The organism is Filimonas lacunae (assembly GCF_002355595.1).
Classification (GTDB): Bacteria; Bacteroidota; Bacteroidia; order Chitinophagales; family Chitinophagaceae; genus Filimonas; species Filimonas lacunae.
Genome location: NZ_AP017422.1, coordinates 5,803,590 through 5,825,040, shown reverse-complemented (window position 1 = coordinate 5,825,040; position 21,451 = coordinate 5,803,590). Strand labels below are relative to the sequence as shown.

Below are 21,451 nucleotides of genomic sequence, written 5' to 3'. Positions count from 1 at the left end.
CTTAAACCAATTTGACTGCTATGCAAAGACTTTTACAAGTTTTTCTATCATTCGTGCTACTAATTTTATTATTTAATAGTGTACAGGCACAAACGCCATTGTCAGGCGTTTACACTATTAACCCGGCCTTAGCTGCTGGTGGTCGTAACTTCCAGACTTTTGAAAGAGCAGCAATTGCCCTTGATGCTGGTATAAGCGGCCCAGTTGTTTTTAATGTGGCTGAGAATAGCCCCGTCTTTGAAGAGCAGGTTAATTTTTATACTGTTCCCGGAGCCTCCACTATTAATACCATTACTATCAATGGAAATGGTAACACTTTACATTTTCTTAGCACAAACTCTGCTGCCATGGCTGGAATTAAGCTGGATGGCGCACGTCACTTTATTATCGATAGCCTGATAATAAAAACAGAAACTGCTATACAGAATCAGGATTATGGTGTTGGCATACAGCTTTTAAGAGATGCAGACAGCAACACTATCAGAAAGTGTAAGGTTATTGTTGCTACAACAGGCGATACATATCAGCAGTCTTATGGCATTGCAATATGTGGTTCTGATGATGTTTCCGCATCTGGTGCCAGTGATTGTAATGATAATATCATTTCAGGCAATACCATTATAGGAGGAGGAATTGGAATTTATCTTACAAGTTTTCAGGGATATACCTATGATGCAAGTAAGCTTTGTAGCAGCAACCAGGTTATTAATAATGCAATAAAAGATTTTTACCAATCAGGTATAGAGTTAGCTACTTGTGCAAACACATTGATACAAGGAAATGAAATTAGTTCAAAAACAGCTTTGAGCCAGTGTTTTGGCATTAATCTTACCGTGTTCACTCAAAGTACAACAGTTTCCCGTAACATAGTACATGACCTTGGCGCAGCTACAGGAGGTACTATCTGTTATTTTAAGGGGTCTGAGTGTTATTATATTTCAGAAGGTCTGGAAAATGTATTTGTAAACAACCTCGCTTATTCAGATTCGGCAACGGATAATTGCTATGGCTTTCATTTTTCTACAGTGAATAAATATGTGAATGTTTATCATAATACTGTTTATTTCAAAGGAACCAACAGCGGCAATCTGGAAGGGTTTTATATTGAAGGTAAAGGTAGTGCCGACAACCCGGACAGGAACTATAATATTGGAAACAATATTGTTTACATAGATGGCGGAGTTGCTGCTGCTTATGGTTATGAGTTAGGCGGGGCGCCAACCTTGTCTAAACTGGACAGAAACAATATTTATCTTACCAGTTCTACAAAAGTAGTTATAGGTAAATTGGGTAGTACCAGTTATACAACGCTCGCAACCTGGCAGGCTAAAACTAAATTTGAGCTTAGTTCTACATTGCTGGATCCGCTCTTTACTGACATCGCAAATAAGCAATTTAAACCTACTGAAAAAAATATCGACAACAGAGGTATTTATGTAGGGGTTGATAAAGATTTTTCAACAGCAAATCGTAGCAAAACTTCTCCCGATTTAGGGGCATATGAGTTCCTTACTGCTGCATGTAGTGCTCCTGTTGTAGCAGGGACTACGCTCTTAAGCCCTGCAACTACCGTTTGTGAAGGGGCCGATATCGGATTAAATCTCTCTGGAAATTCTGCAGGAAGCAACCAAACTACCCAGTGGGTGAGAAGCACAACTGAAAATGGAACTTATACAAACCTGGGATCGTCTTCCCCATCAGCCTCCTATTCCGGAGTAGCCGACTCTACAATGTATATTAAAGCAATGGTAACATGTGGAACAGATGTGAAGTATTCTGATCCCGTATTACTTACAGTAAACTACAGGCTTAAAGGACATTATACTATTAACAAACTGCAACCTACCAGCGGCACTAACTTTGCCAGTTTTGGAGAAGCGGTTACTTCAATGACATGTGGTATCAATACTCCTGTGGTATTCGACGTTGTTCCTGGAAGCGGTCCATATAACGAAGCGGTTGTGGTTCCTGCAATTCCGGGTACATCTGTTATTAATACTGTTACATTTAATGGGAATGGTGAAACCTTATCCCGTACTAACGATAAAAATATTGTAGCTGCTTTTGATTTAAATAATACCAAACACATTATTTTATACAACCTGAATGTAGAAGTTACAGCAAGTACTTCTGTAACCTATTCGGCTGGTATCAGAATACGTAATTTTTCAGATAGTAATGTTATTAGAAAATGTAAAGTTACTAATAGCGTTACCTCTGTGACCAACCAGGCAGGTATTGTTATTGGCGGAACGGCTTTGTCATGGGCAACTTCTGCTTCTACTTATTGTAACGATAATATCATTGATAGTAATGTTGTTATCGGCGGTGGCCGTGCAATATTTGTAGTTTCCATTGATGTGTATCCTATATACAGAAATCATGTAACTAATAATAAAGTGCTGGATTTTGGTGAAACGGGTATATATACTTATGGAACTATTTCGTCTAAGATTCTTAATAATGATATTAGTCGGCCAACATTAACAGTAGCAAGCACTGGTAATGGTATTTATGGCTATTTTGGTAAAAGCTTAATGATATCCGGCAATAGGATACATAATCTGGCGGATGGGGCTGCTACTACTGCCAATACAAAAGATCTCATTGGTATTTATATAGCAGGTTCAGATCCTGCTCCTGACGAGTTTCATACTGTGCAAAACAATCTGATCTATAATTTTAATTCCGCAGGCAAGCATCAGGGACTTTATAACAGTGGCGTTGATAATGTCAAATATTATCATAATACTGTAGTGATGGATGATGTTTCCAAAGCAGTAGCCAAAGAATCAGAGGCATTTATTCTTGCATCTGCAGCTATTGGCATTGAAATGAAGAATAACCTGTTTATTTTAGGAAGAAACACGACTACAGCAAGTTATGTAGTAAGCATTCCTTCTGGTTCTACAATGGAGATAAATAACAACGATTATTATTATAACTCTTCTTATAGTGCGTTGAAAACCGGAAAATTAGGTTCTACCGTTTATGCAACGCTTGCTAATTGGAGAGCTGGTTCCAGCCAGGATGCTGCTTCTGTAGCAATACTTCCGGTATTTACTGATGTAACAACAGGTAATTACAAGCCAACTGCCGCAGCATTATCAAACAAAGGTGCGGGTGTAGGCGTGGTAAGAGATATCCTGGGTACAAGAAGAAATACATCTACTCCTGATGTGGGTGCTTATGAGTTTTCATGTACTTACCCTTTAGTAGCGGCGGCTGTTGTCGATTCCATTGCGGTGTGTACCGGAAGCTCTGCTACTTTTAATGTAAAAGATCCCGAATCCGGCACTATTTATCAGTGGTTCGATCAGTCATTCTTCCCTTACTTTACTGAGGGAACCATGCTGCAGTCGGGTAATTCATTTACCACTCCTGCTGTAACTGATTCTGCATTTTATTATCTGGAGGCTATTGCTGCCAATGGTTGTGGCGATGGGGTGCGTGTGCCGGTAAAGGTAGTTGCATTAGCGCCGTTGGAAACAGCTCCTATTATTAAAACAGTTGCTGTAACGGGTGAATCTGCTTCTTTTGCATGGGAAGCTGTACCAGATGCCAAAGCATACCTGGTTTCCAGAAACTATGTAGACTTTATCACGCCTAATGGTTCTGATGGTTTATCACATGTTATTAATGGGTTAAAAGGTGGCGATACAGTAAGTCTGGTAGTAAAAGCTACAGCTATATTGGAATGTCAGGCTATTATCTCAGACAGTGCTTTTGCACGCACTTTCACTGCTAATTACTTTGTGCCTAACATGTTCACTCCTAACGGAGATGGCAAAAACGATGAATTAAAGGTGTATGGCAACACAATCACTTCATTGAAGATGTCTGTGTTTAACCAGTGGGGAGAAAAAGTATTTGAAACTGCCGACAGGAATCAGGGATGGAATGGTTCTTATAGTGGAAAGCAGTTACCTGTTGGAGTATATATATACGTAGTGCAAATGACGTTCTCTGATGGTACCGTTAAATCTACCAAAGGAACAGTGAGCCTTATTCGTTAATTACCAAAACCAAGAGTGTTTATGAAAAAGAATTCAAGTTTATTAATATTGTTGCTGTCTGCCGTTCTCGGCAGCACAGCAGCTAAAGCGCAAACAGACCCCCATTTTTCTCAATATTATGCATACCCCCTGTGGCTGAACCCCGGATTAACAGGAGCTATTGACGGAGATTATCGTGTAACAGGCATTTATCGTAATCAGTGGAATAATATTAACAATGGCTTTGCTACGCCGGGTGTTTCTGCCGATATGACAACTTCAAAAAACATTAACCTGGGCGTAAACCTGCTCAATCAATCTGCAGCTGGTGGCGCTTATAACTATCTGAATGGTTATGTAAGTGTGGCTTATACAGGGGTGCGTTTTGGTAAAGAAGGTAATCATCGGTTAAGTATAGGTATTTCCGGTGGTGTTATTAACCGTAAGTTCAATCCTTCTAAATTTCAGTCCGGTGCACAATGGGATGCGGTAACCAATAGTCTTAACCTGAATATCCCTATGACAGATGTTCTGGCTAAAAATTCAGCGATGGCATTCGATGCGGGTGCTGGCGTAATGTATTTTGACGCTACTCCTGGTAAGAAAGTAAATGTGTTTGCCGGATTTTCTGCCTTTCACCTTACTCAACCAAGCGATCCTTTTATTTCGGGTGGTGAAGATCAAAAGCTGCCTGTGCGTTATACCCTGCACGGTGGAGCTAAAATCAATCTGTCCGAAACCGTAAGCCTTACACCTAACTTATTGTATATGAAACAGGGGGCAGCGGAAGAGAAAATGGCAGGTGCCTATGTGCAGTTACGTGCCACAGAATCAACCGATTTCCTGGTAGGGGGTAACTACCGTTTTAAAGATGCGCTTTCTCCTTATGTAGGTGTATACCATAAAAACATGGTATTAGGTGTTAGTTATGATGTAAATACATCCGATTTATCCAAAGTTGCAGGCAATGCCAACAGCTTTGAAATATCATTAACCTTTACCGGAAGGAAAAGTGTGAAAACAGACGCGGTTCCTTTTGTGTGTCCAAGATTGTAACATCATAAAACTACTTAAATGAGAATCAGTAATTATTCTAAATACTTTTTACTTGCTGCGGTATGTTGTGGTGTAATGAATGCTACACAGGCGCAGTTTGTAACCAATTATAAAAAGGCAGCAGACGATTATTACGCAAAGGGCGATTATAATTCTGCGGCTACTTACTACGAAAAATATATAGGAGCTAAACCGGGCGCTAAAGATGGCTACGATCCATATATCATACAAAAGCAAGGCAGTAGCGGAAGCAGTACTGACCGTTCTGATATTTTTTATCGCATAGGTGAAAGTTACCGTAATCTCACCTACTATTCCAGTGCTGAGCCTGCTTATAAACAGGTAGTGGATAAAGGTGCTGCTAAATACCCACTTGCACGTTACTGGTATGCAGTGTGCTTAAGGGCAGATGGTAAATACCAGGAAGCTCAACAACAATTAGAGCAATTTATTGCTGATTATAGCGCAGATGATGTGTATAAAAAGCAGGCAAAACAGGAATTGGAAAATTGCAAATTTATTCAGCAGCAACTTGCATCCGGTTCTAAAACCTCAGTGCAAAAGCTGGATAGCGGTGTAAATAAAGAAGGTGCAAGCTATGCAGCAGCCTGGGTTAATGATAATACATTGAGCTATACTTCTACCCGTGGCACTTACACCAACCATATCTATGTAGCAGATGCCGGTCTTTTGTCTTTTAATGGCCTGGATAAAGGTCAGCAAGGCGCAGCCGCATTCTCTGCTGATGGTAAACAAATTTATTTTACCGCATGGGATGCAAAGGCAGGTGAAGGCAAAAAGATAACAGCCATATACACCGCTAAGAAAGCAGGCAATGCCTGGGGGCAGCCGGTTTTGATGAGTAATACCGTAAATGATCCATCTTACAGTTCAAGACAGCCTTTTGTAACTGCAGATGGAAAGTACTTGTTGTTTGCATCTGACAGACCAGGTGGTATGGGTAAGTTTGATATCTGGTATGTGTTGCTGAATGCTAATGGAACCACGGGCAAAGCAGTGAATGCAGGCAATGTAATTAACACGGTTGAAGATGAAGAAGCGCCTTTTTATCATCAGGCTTCCGGCAAACTGATTTTTGCCAGCAATGGAAGAACAGGAATGGGTGGTTTTGATTTATACGAGTCTAAAGGCACACCTGAAGCGAAGTGGGAAGCCGTTGTAAACCTGGGAGCTCCCATTAACTCTGTAAAGGATGATATTTATCTTATCAGCAAGCAAGACAAAGAGCTTTTAGCAGAAGCCATGATCAGTTCTGACCGTTCTTCTGCCTGTTGCCTGGAGCTGTTTGCAGTAAGTAAGCCAATAGAAGTGATAGTGAAAGAGCCGGTTAAAGAAGAGCCGCCTGTTGTAGTGGCACCACAGGAAACACCGAAACCTCAGGTGGTAGTAGAAGATAATAAAGCTTTATTACAACATGTCTTGTTTGAACTGAATAGTTCAGAGCTGGATGAGGCCGGGCAGGCACAGTTAAAAGAAGTGGCTGTTTATTTACAAAATCATCCTGATGTAAAGGTGGAAATAGGTGCTCACACCGATGCTACCGGTACAAAAGAGCTTAACCTGAAATTGTCGCAGTCAAGGGCAGATGCTTGTGTGAAGTACCTGGCAGGGGAAGGCATAGATGCTAAACGTCTTACTGCTAAAGGATATGGTGATTGCTGTCCGCTGGAAAAAGAAACCGCCGACGATGGTAGAGACAACCCGGATGCAAGAGCTAAGAACAGACGTGTTGAAATGAAAGTGCTTTAGCAATTTCTGATGCAAAAGTATAAGTTCTATGTCCCTTACAGTTGTTGTATGCTGTAAGGGACATTTTAAATGAATTCGTATTACAAAACTGAGGCGTATGAGAAAAAAGTGGTGGGGTATAGCAATGTTACTGGGTTTGCATTTTGTTACGCATGCACAACAAAAGCCGCATTACACGCAGTATGTATTAAATCAGTATATCATTAACCCGGCTTTAACTGGTATCGAAAACTATACCGATGTTAAAATAAGTCATCGAAGGCAATGGGCGGGATTAAAGGATGCGCCGGTAACCACTTACTTTACCATTCATGGCGCATTAAATAAAAAAGACTACCGTACTACCGCCACCTCTTACCAGGTAGATGGTACTAACCCACGCGGAAGTGATTACTGGACAGATTATGAACCAGCACCCCCACATCATGGCATTGGCATGCAGGTGATCAACGATCAAACAGGGCCATTAAAAAATTTCTCCGCTTATGCTACTTACGCCTACCATATGGGCATTGGCGCGCGTACCAGCCTGGCTGCCGGTTTTGGGGCTGGCTTTTTCAATATCGGGTTGGATGCCAATAAGCTCAACTTTGGTAACTCCCAGGTAGATCCTGCCGTGTATAACAGCGGAACGCTGAATGTGATTAGGCCCGATTTCATGGCTGGCTTGTATTTATACGGGCCCGATTTCTTTGCCGGTTTGTCTGTGCAGCAGCTTATGGGACAATCTATTTACTTTTCCAATAACAAAGTGTCAGGTGGAAGCAAACTAACGCCACACATTTTTGCTACAGCGGGTTACCGCTTTTTAGTTGGTGAAGATTTTAATCTTATTCCTTCTGTGCTGGTAAAGTCTGTCAGTCCTTTGCCCGTTCAGTTTGATATTAACGCTAAGCTGCAATACCACGACTTATTATGGGTAGGTGCCGGTTGTCGCAAGGATGACGGCTGGAATGGTATGGCAGGTGTTAATATCAGCCATGCATTTAATATCAGCTATTCCTACGATTATACTACTTCGGCTTTAAACACCGTAAGCAATGGCACACATGAAATAGTGCTGGGCTTTTTATTAGGCAATAAGTATGGCGATTGGTGTCCTAAAAATGTGTGGTAATGATGAAAGTAGAAACTATAAATAATATTTGTTTTTCTCATGTGTACGACCGGTGTATGTCTATACGCCGGGATTTTTCTTTACCTTTTTCTTTTTCGCTATGCCGATGATTCATCACGTTCATATTGCCGGTGCGGGTATTGCCGGGTTGTTTATGGCTTTGTGCCTGCAACAGCAGGGAGTTGCGTTTACTTTGTACGAGCAGTCGCCGGATATTTCTTATAACGAAGTGGGGCTGGGATTAAGCAGTAACGTATTTCCTATTCTAGACAAGCTGGGGTTATTAGCATCTACCCGTCTGTTAGGAGACGATATATTGCATTTTCGTTTTGCCGATAAACAACTGGAACCCGTAAAGGAGTTTGCATTACATGCGCCCGCATTAAGCATCAACCGCAAACAGTTTCACCAGTTGCTATACAGACATCTTGATAAAAGTAATCTGAAGCTCAATACGCGTTTCCCGCTTTCACATACCGTAGGTAGCAATGAAATTATTATAGGGGCCGATGGCATACACTCTGCTATCCGTGGCAGAATGTACAGTGGTATTCCCATTCGCAGCAGCGGCCAGGTATTGTGGCGGGGTATAGCCTGTATGCCATTACCGGAAGAATTTAAGCAGTCGTATTTCGATATCATTGGAGGTAACATGCGTTTTGCCATTGTGCATATACGGGGTAACCATTATAGCTGGTATGCGATAACTGAAGGCAGTACTGATAAAGTGATTGTACCTTCTGCCGCTGCACGGCAAATGCTGATGAAATTGTTTAGCCACTATCACCCGGTGGTGAACATGATCATTCATGCTACAGATAATATCTATTGTAATTATTTGCAGGACATAAAACCGTCTGACCGAAGAGTTCCATGGTTCCAGGATAACACTGTGCTGATGGGCGATGCTATTCATCCTGCTACGCCCAACCTGGCAAATGGTGCCTGCCTGGCCATAGAAGATGCATTTGTATTAAGCCGTTTAATGCAGCAGCATATAGGCGGTTCTTTTGATAGCATCTTCTCGCAATACCAGCAATTAAGGGAAGAGAAAGTAAATAGAATTGTGCAGCAAAGCTGGTACCTGGGTAAGTTGATGCACCAGCCCAATAGAATGCTGGATAAAGCGATGATCATGGGTACACGTTTAACACCGGCATTCCTGTTTAAAAAGATATACGCCCCGGTGTTGCATACCGGCTATAAAAGCCTGATGAGTGCCGAGGTTATTTAATCACCTTTTTACGCACCGTTTTTACTTCTGTAGCAGAAACTGCAGTGGCCTTGTTGCCAAAATTGCTGCGTATATAAGTAAGCACGTCTGCTATTTCCTGGTCTTTTAAAAAGTTTTGTGCCGGCATAGTATTCGAGAAATAGTTGCCCGAAATCTCCACTTCCTCGTTCATCCCTTTCAGCAGAATGCTGATGAGTTTTGTTTTATCGCCTAATACATAAGAGGTATTGCTTAAAGGTGGGTTGAGGTTAGGTACTCCGCCGCCGTTGGGCTGATGGCACGATTGGCAGTAGGTGGTATATACTACTTTGCCACGTTCTGCAACGCCCTGTGTGTTAGTGGTGGCTGCTGGTTTTTTAGTCTGGGCAAATGATCCCATTATAAAAGAGAACACAAAGGTGGCCGTGCCTGCTAACTTTTTCATACTGGAGTAAATGTTGCAGCAAACCTACGGCAAAAGCACGACAGCCACCAGGAAAAATAGGTGACCAAATGGTCAATTTTCAGCGAATAAATGTTTTTCTGACAATTACGGGAATTGTCTAATTTAGGCGTCTTCATTGCCTAAATGCATTTGAAAATTTATGCGAAAATTTAATTTCCTATCCTTATCCCTGCTGGCGGGTTTGTATGCTTCCCATAGCCAGGCGCAAAAAACATTTACTGTAAAGGTGAACGAACCGGTAGTGGCTATACAGCCTACTATGTGGGGCGTGTTTTTTGAAGATATCAACTTTGGTGCAGATGGTGGCATATATGCAGAAATGGTGAAAAACCGCTCGTTCGAGTTTTCCAAGCCGCTGATGGGCTGGGCCACTAAACGCAAACAGGAAGGCGATCTGCTTGTCTTACATCGTAAAGAGCAAACCAACAATCCGCGTTACCTGCATTTGACTGCCCGCAATGCAGCACAGGGCGACCTGGAATTAACCAATGAAGGTTTTCGTGGCATGGGCGTTAAAAAAGGCCTGCGTTACGATCTTTCTTTTCAATATCGTCAGCCTGCTACCGGCATTACCCTGCATATAGCTCTGCAAAACAGCAAAGGAGAAGTAATAGGCAGCACCGTAGTAAAGCCGGCAGATGGTGATAACCAATGGCATAAACAGGCCGTTTCGTTCCAGGCTACCGATACGGCAGTAAAAGGTAAACTGAATATATGGCTGGAGGGTACAGGTACTATCGATGTGGATATGATCTCTTTATTCCCAGGCGATACCTGGAAAAACAGACCGGGCGGCATGCGTGGTGATATGGTGCAGCTGCTGGCGGATATGAAACCAGGTTTTATCCGTTTTCCAGGCGGCTGTATTGTAGAAGGCTTTGACCTGTCTAACCGTTACCAGTGGAAAAAAACGATTGGCCCGGTAGAAGAGCGTCAGTTGATGATCAACCGCTGGAACGTAGAGTTCCCGCACCGTTCTGCATCCGATTATTTTCAAACCTTTGGCCTGGGCTTTTTTGAATATTTCCAGCTGGCAGAAGACATTGGCGCCGAGCCATTGCCTATTCTTAACTGCGGCATGGCCTGTCAGTTTAACACGGCCGAACTGGTGCCGATGGAAGATCTGCAACCTTATGTACAGGATGCGCTGGATTTAATTGAGTTTGCCAATGGTGATGTTACCACACAATGGGGTAAGGTGCGTGCGTCTATGGGACATCCTAAACCTTTTCACCTGAAAATGATGGGCGTAGGTAATGAAAACTGGGGGCCGCAATATATTGAGCGTTTGAAAGTGTTTACCAAAGCCATTAAAGAAAAGTATTCCGATTTTAAAATAGTGAACAGCTCTGGCACCGATCCGGATAAAGACCGCTTTGCTTACCTCAACAAAGAGCTGCGTAGCATGAATGCAGATATTATTGATGAACATTACTATCGTGCACCGGAATGGTTTTTAGCCAATGCCAGCCGTTACGATAGTTACGACAGAAACGGTTCTAAAGTGTTTGCCGGTGAGTATGCCGCACATAGCAAGGGCATAGGCAGCAATGCAGGCATTAACGTAAACAACTGGCGCGCCGCATTGGCCGAAGCTGCTTTCATGACCGGTTTGGAAAGAAATGCGGCTGTGGTGAATATGGCTTCTTACGCTCCCTTGTTTGCCAACACCGATGCCTGGCAGTGGGCGCCCGACCTTATTTGGGTAAACAGCCTGGGGGTATATGGTACCGCTGATTATCATGTGCAAAAGCTGTTTTCATTGAATAAAGGCACCAAGGTGCTGCCACTTACCTGGGATGGCAAAGCGATTGCAGGGCAGGATAGTATCTATGCTTCGGCCTGTATAGATGAAAAAACAAAAGAAGTGATCTTTAAAATAGCCAACGTGTCTGCAAAACCACAAAATCCGGTGTTGCAATTAGAGGGCATTAAAAGTGTGGCCACTGTAGCTGAGAGCATTGTAGTAAAGGGCGATTTAAATGATGTGAACAGTTTGGAAACGCCTGATAAAATAGCGCCGCAATACGCAACTGTTGCTGTAAAAAACAAAAAGGTGGCTACTACACTGGCTCCCTATTCTTTTACTATTATCAAAGTAAAAATGCAATAGCTATATGAAACCTGCTTTGTTGTTTGCCATATTATGTATCTCCTTGCTGGGTAAAGCACAATCCAATGATACACTCATTCCCGTGCATGACCCCGTAATGATAAAACAGGATAGTGTATACTACTTGTTTTGCACAGGCAAGGGCATTAGTGTATGGGCTTCTACTGACAGGCTTCACTGGAAAAAACAAAACCCGGTATTCGATTCATTGCCCTGGGGCGTGAAGGCAGTGCCGGGTTTTGTTAATCATATATGGGCTCCTGATATCTCGTATCATAATGGCCTGTATTATCTCTATTACTCCGTATCTGCTTTTGGTAAAAACACTTCCTGTATTGGAGTGGCCACCAATCCAACCTTACATGCTAACGACGCAAACTATCACTGGACCGATCATGGAAAAGTAGTAGAATCTATACCGGGGCGCGATTTATGGAATGCCATAGATCCCAACCTTTCTGTAGACGATAAAGGCCAGCCCTGGCTGGTGTTTGGTTCGTTCTGGAATGGTATTAAATTAGTAAAACTGGATAGCAGCCGTTTACAACTGTCGCAACCGCAACAATGGTATTCAGTAGCCAGCCGCAAAAGAGAATGTGTAGCCGATACAGCAGCAGGTAATGGCGCTATTGAAGCGCCTTTTATTTATAAAAAGAATGGCTATTACTACCTGTTTGTGTCGTTCGATTTTTGTTGCCGTGGGGAGAAAAGTACGTACAAAATGATGGTAGGCCGCTCTGCACAAATCACCGGCCCCTACCTGGATAAAAACAACACGCCTATGCTGCAAGGTGGTGGCACGCTGGTGCTACAGGGCAATGCACAATGGCATGGGGTGGGGCATAATGCCGTGTGTAACTGGGATGGTAAAGACTATCTTATTTTTCACGGTTATGATGCAGCCGATAAAGGCAGGTCTAAACTACGCATAGCGCCGCTTAGCTGGGATGTGGATGGCTGGCCTGTTGCAGAAAACCCATCAACTAGGCAGTAACTTCCTGCACTTCCAGTTCAATATACACGCTGGTGCCCTTACCCGGTGTACTGGATATGTCCATCTGCCCGTTTAATGAGCTTACTCTTTCCCGAATATTCTTTAACCCTGTACCTTCTGCATGTTGTGGCTTGTTCACATGAATGCCGCTTCCATTATCCTCTACGGTAATAGAGAGGGTTTTAGCGTAATACACTATCTGCACCAGCGCCTGGGTGGCACGGGCATGTTTCAGGGTATTATGCACCAGCTCTTGTATAATGCGGTATACCATTAGCTCAAAGTCATCTGCCAGTCGCCGCGTATCCCCCCATATCTCCGTATTAATTTCCAGCATATACCCTTTTCGTATGCGTTCACAAAAAAGCAGGGTAGCATTCATTAAGCCTTCACGCAGTAATATTTCAGGCATCAGGTTATGCGCCGTTTTACGCAATTCGGTAGAAGACTCTTCCAGTAACAGTATTATTTCTGCCAGTTCGTTTTGTATATAGCTATCCGTGGTGTCCAGCTTCCTGTACACACTGCTTAAGCGGGTGCGTATAATAGCCAGCATGCCACCCATGCCATCGTGCAGGTCGCGTGCTATGCGGCTGCGTTCTTTTTCTTCACCGGCAATCATGGCTTGCAGGCTGGAGATAGCCAGCTCCTGGTGCAGGTTACGGATCTTTTCGCCCTGTAGCTTGTGCTTGTGTTTATTGTTGCGGTTAATCAGCAAACCCAATATCAACAGCAGGGTAGTAGCAGTTAATATGATGCCTATCCAGATGTTTTTAATCTTAATCCGGTTTTCGTTACGGATGATGGAAAGCTCCTTTTGTGCCAGCTCACGCTCCTTATCGGCAATGCGGTATTTCATTTCCACGTTATACACCAGCTCCATCTTCTTTTCTTTTACCATGCTGTCGCGTATCTGCGCATAGGTTTTCCAGTGCATAGCAGCCTTGCTGTAATTGCCGGTTGCTTCATAGCAATTGGCTAGTATTTTATGGGCGTAATCCGTGATCAGAAAAATACCCAGGGTATCGGCTTTTTCAATAGAACTTTCCAGCAGGTCAATGGCCTGGGTATACTTCTTTTGCAGGTACCAGGCATCGGCCATATCAAACATGGCATAAATGTAAAAGCGGTTCTGTTCTTTATTCTCGTCGGGTATTGCTTTAATGGCTTCCTGTGTGTAGTGCAGCCCTGCTGCTGCATTGTCCTCATCCAGGTAACTTTCCGCCAGGTTTAACAGGCTGGCAGTAATAACAGAAGGAGTGGAGTGAAGGCGGCGGGCGAGATCGATGGTTTTTTTGCTGTAATACCGCATCGAGTCAATGTTGTTGCAACTGGAATGATAGCCCGATTTCCGGAAATAAATCTCCAGCAACAAGCTGCTGTCTTTCGCAGCCACTGCTTTTTTCTCAATCTGATTAATGCGGGCCATGATGTTTTGTACATACACATCATTCTTAATATCGCTATGTGCGGTTAACCAAAATTGCAGCACACTGGAATAAGCCGTTAGCTGTACCTGGGTGTTGATAGTAGGTTGTGTTTCTACCAGGTTCAACGCCTTATACCGGTACCAGGCACACGAATCGTAGCGGCCCTGGTAGTAATATACAAAAGCCATGGCCAGGTATATATTGGTTTCCTGCTCGTATTTTTTGCTTTCATCTGTACAATGGGGTAGCGCCTTCCGGGCATACACCAGCGCTTCATCGTTCCTGTTTACAATAAAATGCGCCCGGCTTAATCCTATGTAGGCTTCACAAATACCCGCTTCGTAGTGTAAGGCTTCTGCGCTGGCCAGTGCCTGTTTGCATAGCTGGATAGAGCTGTCGGAATGTGCTTCGCGAATGGCATAGGCTTTTTGCAGGCTGTTGTTAATAGCAGCAGTATCGGCCAGTAAAGCACCAGGATAGGAGGGGGAAGATTGCCAGGCCATTGCAGAAGGAAGACCTGCCAACAGAAAAAAAACGCAATGCCAGATCCGGGTACACTTTTTCATTATTGACAACTTTTAGGCATATAGCAGCAATGATTACACCCCTTTATCACTAAAGAGGTGCTTACCTGAAAAAGGTACACACGGCACAGTCAGGCTGGTATTGCCGTAATTTAGTAAAATATTCTTACTTGCCCTTGTGCCGGCTGTTGAGGTATTTATTGTAAATAATTTCTCCCATGGTTTTCTTCTGCACCTTGCCCTCTATCCACGAAATAATGTCCAGGTAGGCAAAAGAACGGGTAGCAAACCTGTTCTTCTCCAGGTGTTTAATCTTGTCCAGCAGCTTTTCCAGCTCCGGCTGTAAGTCTTTGGGCGAGATGTTGAACGAGCGGCGCAGAAAGCGGAACATTTCCTCCTCCACAACAGTAATGTTCTCCATTTTGGCCATGTAGCGGTAAACCGATTTAATCAGCGACTCCATTATTTCATAGTTGCCCAGCTCGTAGTGGGCCATCATATGTAACAAACGGGCGTAGCTCTGCAAATCAATTCGCAGGTCGGCGTTGCCGTTCATGATCTTTTGCAGGTAATCAATAGCAGTGTCATAATCGCCGCTACCAAAATACAGGGTGGCTATTTTGTAGTTGAACACCAGCATCCGGTGGTTGTCAATGTACAGGGCATACTCGTTCATCTGCCTTTCCATGTCCGGAATCATGCCCAGGCCTTCTTTAAAAGTACCAGTCATCAGGTGCCAGTTCACCTTGGCGCCATGTATATATATAAAGGTGTGAATGCGAAAGTTGTCGTGCTCATTCGCCTGCTGGGTTTCGGCATATTGCTCAAACCGGCGCAGGGCATGTTCAAATTCTTTAAAATTGCGCAGGTCAAAATGGGCATTCAGCAGGTTGTGCATGCCTTTTACATAGTGGCCTGTTTCTACATGAATCATTTCGGGTTGCGCTTCAAACAGGTCAATCCACTTTTTGCTGTAACGGTAGTACATCAAAAAGTCCTGGCGAATAAACGCATACCAGTTATAACTCTGATATAGGTATAGTTTTACGTAAAAATCCGAATAAGTTAAAGTGTCGGCCGGCAGGTTTTCTTTAAAGAAGGCGCGTATATCCTTTTCGTCATGCTCATTACGTGCATGGCCATTCTTAATATACCAGCGGTATAAAAGTAGAGCCAGGTTACTCAGCCGTACTACCCGGTCAATATGGCCACTGATTTCCAGGGCTTCCTGAGTAAGTAATTCTGTTCTTTCCTGCGAGCTTCGGGTAATGTGCAGGGTTTCAATTTTCTTTTCCAGCGAAATTACCTGGGCCAGAAAGTTGTATTTATGGTTGGCTTTGGCGGTTTCCTTGGCCTTTTCTAAAATTTTAAGCCCCTGCAGCTTCAACCCTTTATTGTATAAAACACGCGCATAATCAAGCTGTTCGCTCAATTGCAGATCTATATTATCGGTGGTTTTTAATAAGCGCAGGCTGGCCAGCAACTGCTTATACAGGTGGGTTTTTAAATTGGCTAATTGGGGTTTTTGAATCGAAGGCAACTTTTTCAGTAGCAGTTTCTCATCGTATTCGGGTAACTTATCCAACACGTCAAACAACTGTACAATCTTCAGGTCTTCTTTAGCCGAGCTTCTCTTGATATATAGCTTAAAATGCCTTTTTTCCGACTTCTCCAATGAACGCACGAGTTGAAAAAGGGCATCTGTAAACCGGTTGGGCGTCATAATTATATTCTCCTAAAACGCTTACTACCACTGCGTTTTATGTTTTTTTTCACGTTTTTGACATGGTTAAATTACTCATAAGTTGTTTTTTCTGGTACTGTAGTGTATGTTACTTTTACACTATCAAATAAAACATAGAACAAGCAATCGTTAAAGGAGCAATCGAAGAGGCCTTCAAGCAGCCCAAATAGCTACTTACGACACAAATATATTTTCGAAGATTTTTCATATGGCAAGCAATCGTTAGAGGCCGTCTGTTTCTACAGAGTGGCCTTCTTTTTTTTGGCTAAGGCGAAGATAATGTATAAATGTGAAATGCTTTTTAACAAATTCTAGGGGGTTCCCCTAAGTTTTCCCCTTCTTATTTTTGCTCCCTTCTTCCGGTATTAAAGTTTTCAACATTTTTTATTTTGTAGTACCAGTACTACAAAATAACTCCCTTTTGTACTACAACTATAAGCTTCGTATTCTACAAAGTGTCTGATTGACGACTAATACTTTTGTGTGCTTATTTTTTGGTGACTTAACTGGGCATGTTATGCCTTGTTCAAAGCGTTTAAAAGCGCTTTTAAAAATTGTCCATAAAAGATCAGACATACTGAATAGAATATGAGAACACATTTACGTATTATCCTTTTATGTTTATTAGTGTGTATAGTGGGTGCCACCCAGGCCCAAAACTGTACCATTAATGCTGGTGTTACCACTAATCTTTGTCCTTCCGATGAGTTTAAATTAGCAGGTACTTCCAGCGGACTTATAAAAGTGAATGCTGTATGGACGCAAACGGGTGGCCCAACGGTTACCATCGTTACTCCCAACAGCCTAACCTCATTGGTTACAGGATATGCTGCCGGGCAAACCTATAAGTTTAAACTAACGGCTACCTGTACGGATGGTTCTATTATCTCTGATGAAGTAACTTTTAACACCCTCAAGGCTACCATAGCTGATGCAGGTGCTGATATGTTTGTGTGTCCGCCTTCTGCTCAGTTAAACGGAAATGCAGTGGCAACAGGTGAAACCGGTACCTGGAGAATTTCCGGTGATGATAACAGTATGAAGCTGGATGCAGCTACTGTTAATTTGCCTAATGCTACGGTTATTTTGCCTGATACGGTGGGAGGAGTTACTGTATTTCGCTGGACTGTGAGAAACCCAAACGGTTGTAATACGTTTGATGATGTGACTATTACCAACGGATCAGGAGTTTCTCCGGTAACTGCCGGCCCTGATCTTACTTTATCTAATTGTTATACTGTTACACAAGGTGCCTATCTAAAGAATGCTTCTTACGGTGGCAATGGCACTAACGGACAAGAAGGAACCTGGAGCCTGGTAAGCGGACCAAGTATCCCTGTCTTTAATGATATTCATAAAAGGGATGTTTCCGTTTCTCAATTATACCAGGGTGTTTACCGTTTCAGATGGACGGTGTCAGGCCCCTGCGTAAATGGCGCCGATGAAATTGATGTTATTGTACCGGCACCTACGCAATCTATTACAGCTTCCGGCAGTGGTGAAGTCACTTATTGTGATAACCGCACTTCCACGGTACTGGTAGGGCCTTCTTTAAAATATGCCAACGAAACTATTACCTGGAGTACCATTGGTGGTGCGGGTACCATTGTTACCCCTAATGCTTCCACTACCACAGTCAATGGATTAAATGGACAGGAAAGCCAGTTTAAGTATATCGTATCCAATTCTGTAACCGGCTGTACTACTTCCGGCGTGATTAAGGTGAAGTTTTCAGAAGCTCCCGGCGTTTCGCTTCCGGCCATTATTTCTCCTGATTGTAACACTACTGACATCAGTATTAATTATACCACCACCGGTGGAACACTAACGCAGTGGGCAATGATAGAAGGGCCTGCGAATGCCAACATTGTAAAAGAAGCAGGTTTAGGTAATTATTATAACACATTAGAAAGTCCGCTGGAGTTATCCAACTTTAATATTTCGGGCGATTATAAAGTGGGCATTAAAAGAACTACTTACCAGGGCACCGGCGCTTGTCCGGAAGCAACCGGGTATACCACTATTCATATTTCCAGGGAGCCTACTGCTTCCAACGGTGGCACCAAACAGGTATTAGCCTGTGCGGTTACCGAAACGCATCTGGCTGGTAACGTACCCACTGTAGGTACTGGTTCCTGGTCGCAGGTAGGAGGACCCAGCGTTGCTGTGATTGCTGATAAAAATGATCCTACTACTTTGGTTTCCGGCTTAACCAATGGCGAATATATCTTTAAATGGATTGTGACCGGAAATGTTGGATGTGGTAATAAAGAATCTAATGTGTCGGTTCTGGTGTCATTAAAAACACCTACCCAGGCGGATGCTGGTGCAGACGCTACTATTTGTGCAAATACTCCCTATACTCTTAATGGCAATCGGCCCGTTTTAAATGAATCCGGTACCTGGACGGTTACCCCCAGCGCGGGGGTAACTATCTCAGAAGTTACCAATCCTAAAACGGCTGTTACTGGTCTTCAGTTAGGGCAATCTTATACTTTTACCTGGACTATTGCCAATGCCTGTTCTACTACTACAGATGATGTAGTGATTACAGTGGACAAGGTGGGCCCGCAGGCAGCTTTAGCAGGTAGCGATCTTTGTTTACCGGCCGGAACCACTTCTTTCTCGTTAAGTGGTAACGCCCCTGCTTCTAACGAACTGGGTACCTGGTCTGTGATCTCAGGGCCTGGTACACTAAGTTTTAGTAATGTGAATAGCTATAATGCTACGGTGTCAGGAGTGGTTAATGGTACTTATCAGCTGGCATGGACGTTGTCTACCAACAATGGATGTACGCCAGCTATGGATACTATTGCTGCAACTATTGCCAATACAGCTACTGTGCCGGTTGTTTCAGGCGGTGGCGTACTTTGTGGAGTTAGTGATCTTACCTTACAGGGTAATCAACCTACTGTAGGTATAGGTCGCTGGTCGCAGGTATCGGGTCCGGGAGGAGCGATAATCACCGACTCTACTGCGGCTACTACTACTGTAACTTATTTGCAGGAAGGTACCTATACTTTCCGTTGGACCATTTCTAATGGCGCCTGTACAGATGTTTCCAATTACAAAGAGGTAAGTTACCGTGTGTTGCAGTCGCCAACCAAGGCAGACGCGGGCAGCGGTAAAGAAATCTGTTATCAAACCTCTACACAATTAAATGCAGCCGATGTTACCATTGGTTCAGGCATATGGTCGTTGGTAAGTGGACCCAGCACTCCTACCTTCTCCAGCTTTAGCGATCCTAAAGCCACTATTTCCAATTTACAGGCAGGTACCTATATTCTGGGTTGGGCTACTGCCAATGCAGGAGAATGTACCTCTACTTCACCTAATATATCTATTATAGTAACCGCACGGGCGAAAGTGGATGCAGCAGCTATCAATTTATGTAACGCCAGTTCCACCAACCTGTCGGGCAATTCAAGCAGCACCGGCGTATGGACACAAGATGGTTCCAGCCCGGCTGCCACTTTAACTACCGTATCACAAAGCGCTGCAGTGGCCTCCAACCTGGTGCCTGGTACCTATAAATTTGTTTATACCATTGCAGCTACTGCCAATTGTGCTACTACTTCAGATGTAACTACAGTTACCAATAGCGCCCCATCTTCCGAACCGGATGCTGGTATCGATTTCAGTATTTGCTTAACCGGCGGCATCACTACCAGTGGCGTTACGCTGGCAGCGGTAAGTCCTGCTGTAGGAACAGGAACCTGGAGTGTAGATGCAGATTACCTGCCCACCGGCGCTTCTCCTGTATTTAGTGATATACATTCTAATACTTCTACTATCAGCAACCTGATCGCAGGTACTTATATCCTGAAATGGAATGTGGCCAATGGCTACTGTTCAGATAAAAGTGATGTGGCCAGAGTGGTAGTTTCGGCCGAGCCTACTGTTGCCAATGCAGGCGCAGACCAGGTAAATGGCTGTAGCGCCAATATTTATCTGCATGGTAACACGCCTACTATTGGCATTGGTACCTGGACGCTGGTAAGCGGCCCCAATACACCTACCATTGATGCACCTAACCAGGGCGAAACCCAGGTGTTGAATACCATACCAGGAACATACGTTTTTGCATGGACCACCACCAATGGTGCTTGTGCAGCATCCAGTGACCAGGTGCAAATACAGGTAACATCATTGCCTGCTACTACGGCCAATGCCAATGTTGCCGGAACCAATACCAATCTTTGTAATACGAGTGGATCAGGAGGTGCTTTCTTTAACGTAATAGGTACTAATCCAAAAGCCAGTGAAACCGGATTGTGGGCTTTTGCTCCTCCCTCTTCTGCCAATGGAGCCATCATTTCTTCTCCTACCACTTCTTTTACTTCTGTCTCAGGTTTAATAGAAGGTAACTATAAGTTAGTGTGGAGCATTACCAATGGAAGTTGCGTAAGCTCCGATACGGTTAGGCTGGTTGTTTCCGATCAACCTACTACTGCCGATGCGGGTGGCACTACCAGCATCTGCTTATACAGCCCGCTTACTTTAACAGCGGCTACCACTGTAACAACAGGTTCAGGTGCCTGGAGCTATGTTTCCGGACCTTCTACACCGGTTATCTCCAAAATAAATCAATCGCAGGCTGTGGTGTCAGGTTTACAATCCGGTAGCTACAATTTTCAATTTACTACCAGCAATGGGGTATGTCCTTCCAGCACTTCCTACAAAGTAGTGAATGTGGAAGACTGCCGTATACAGGTAGCTAAAGCGGCTGGAACCCCGGTACAGCAGGCAGATGGCAGTTTTGATGTAACGTTTACGTTTACAGTTACCAACCCGAATGCCAATGCCGATATCGCCAATGTGCAGGTAACAGACGATTTAAGTGCTGCATTCCCTTCGCCTAAAACCTTTACAGTGAAGAGTGTTACAGCTACGGGGTCCCTTGTATCTGTTACCAACAGTGCCTTTAACGGTAAAACCGATCAAAACCTACTGCAAAGTGGTGCTGCTATCGCTCATGGCAATGTTGCCGTCATCACTTTAGTGGTAAACGTAAAACTGTAACCTAACT

General features: G+C 43.6%; 11 protein-coding genes. 8 read left to right on the top strand and 3 right to left on the bottom strand.

Features of this window, described 5'->3' with window-relative positions; genetic code table 11:
* Window positions 1–53 precede the first annotated feature (53 nt).
* From FLA_RS22930 to FLA_RS22910, 5 genes are all read left to right on the top strand, one after another.
* Window positions 54–4,016: a T9SS type B sorting domain-containing protein gene (locus FLA_RS22930; protein WP_076374733.1), complete on the top strand. Its 3,963-nt coding sequence runs from the start codon at window positions 54–56 to the stop codon at window positions 4,014–4,016.
* 21 nt (window positions 4,017–4,037) lie between these two features.
* The gene (locus FLA_RS22925; protein WP_076374731.1) at window positions 4,038–5,051 is read left to right on the top strand and encodes a PorP/SprF family type IX secretion system membrane protein; all 1,014 of its coding nucleotides are present in this window, start codon (window positions 4,038–4,040) and stop codon (window positions 5,049–5,051) included.
* A gap of 18 nt (window positions 5,052–5,069) precedes the next feature.
* The gene (locus FLA_RS22920; RefSeq protein WP_076374729.1) at window positions 5,070–6,821 is read left to right on the top strand and encodes an OmpA family protein; all 1,752 of its coding nucleotides are present in this window, start codon (window positions 5,070–5,072) and stop codon (window positions 6,819–6,821) included.
* Window positions 6,822–6,918: 97 nt separating this feature from the next.
* Entirely contained in the window at window positions 6,919–7,938 is a 1,020-nt protein-coding gene (locus tag FLA_RS22915) for a PorP/SprF family type IX secretion system membrane protein (protein ID WP_076374726.1), read from the top strand.
* Between the two features lie 100 nt (window positions 7,939–8,038).
* Window positions 8,039–9,172, top strand: a complete 1,134-nt coding sequence (locus FLA_RS22910; protein WP_144263939.1) for an FAD-dependent monooxygenase — start codon at window positions 8,039–8,041, stop codon at window positions 9,170–9,172.
* On the opposite strand, the gene FLA_RS22905 is transcribed toward FLA_RS22910, so the two are convergent.
* Window positions 9,165–9,596, bottom strand: coding sequence for a c-type cytochrome (locus FLA_RS22905; protein ID WP_076374722.1), 432 nt, complete (start codon window positions 9,594–9,596; stop codon window positions 9,165–9,167). The two genes, FLA_RS22910 and FLA_RS22905, sit on opposite strands and share 8 nt — an antisense overlap.
* 160 nt (window positions 9,597–9,756) lie before the next feature.
* Here FLA_RS22905 and FLA_RS22900 point away from each other — a divergent pair, with 160 nt between their 5' ends.
* Window positions 9,757–11,730, top strand: a complete 1,974-nt coding sequence (locus FLA_RS22900; RefSeq protein ID WP_076374720.1) for an alpha-L-arabinofuranosidase C-terminal domain-containing protein — start codon at window positions 9,757–9,759, stop codon at window positions 11,728–11,730.
* 4 nt (window positions 11,731–11,734) lie between these two features.
* On the top strand, window positions 11,735–12,724 hold the full coding sequence (locus FLA_RS22895) for an arabinan endo-1,5-alpha-L-arabinosidase (protein WP_076374718.1): 990 nt from the start codon (window positions 11,735–11,737) through the stop codon (window positions 12,722–12,724).
* Here FLA_RS22895 and FLA_RS22890 read toward each other — a convergent pair.
* Together FLA_RS22890 and FLA_RS22885 are read right to left on the bottom strand one after the other, a co-directional pair.
* Window positions 12,714–14,720 (bottom strand): tetratricopeptide repeat-containing sensor histidine kinase, encoded by a 2,007-nt coding sequence (locus FLA_RS22890; protein ID WP_076374716.1) that lies wholly within the window; start codon window positions 14,718–14,720, stop codon window positions 12,714–12,716. The genes FLA_RS22895 and FLA_RS22890 overlap by 11 nt on opposite strands.
* 124 nt (window positions 14,721–14,844) lie before the next feature.
* Window positions 14,845–16,401, bottom strand: a complete 1,557-nt coding sequence (locus tag FLA_RS22885) for a hypothetical protein (RefSeq protein WP_076374714.1) — start codon at window positions 16,399–16,401, stop codon at window positions 14,845–14,847.
* Between the two features lie 609 nt (window positions 16,402–17,010).
* Here FLA_RS22885 and FLA_RS22880 point away from each other — a divergent pair.
* Window positions 17,011–21,444: a PKD domain-containing protein gene (locus FLA_RS22880; protein WP_076374712.1), complete on the top strand. Its 4,434-nt coding sequence runs from the start codon at window positions 17,011–17,013 to the stop codon at window positions 21,442–21,444.
* The last annotated feature ends 7 nt before the right edge of the window (window positions 21,445–21,451 follow it).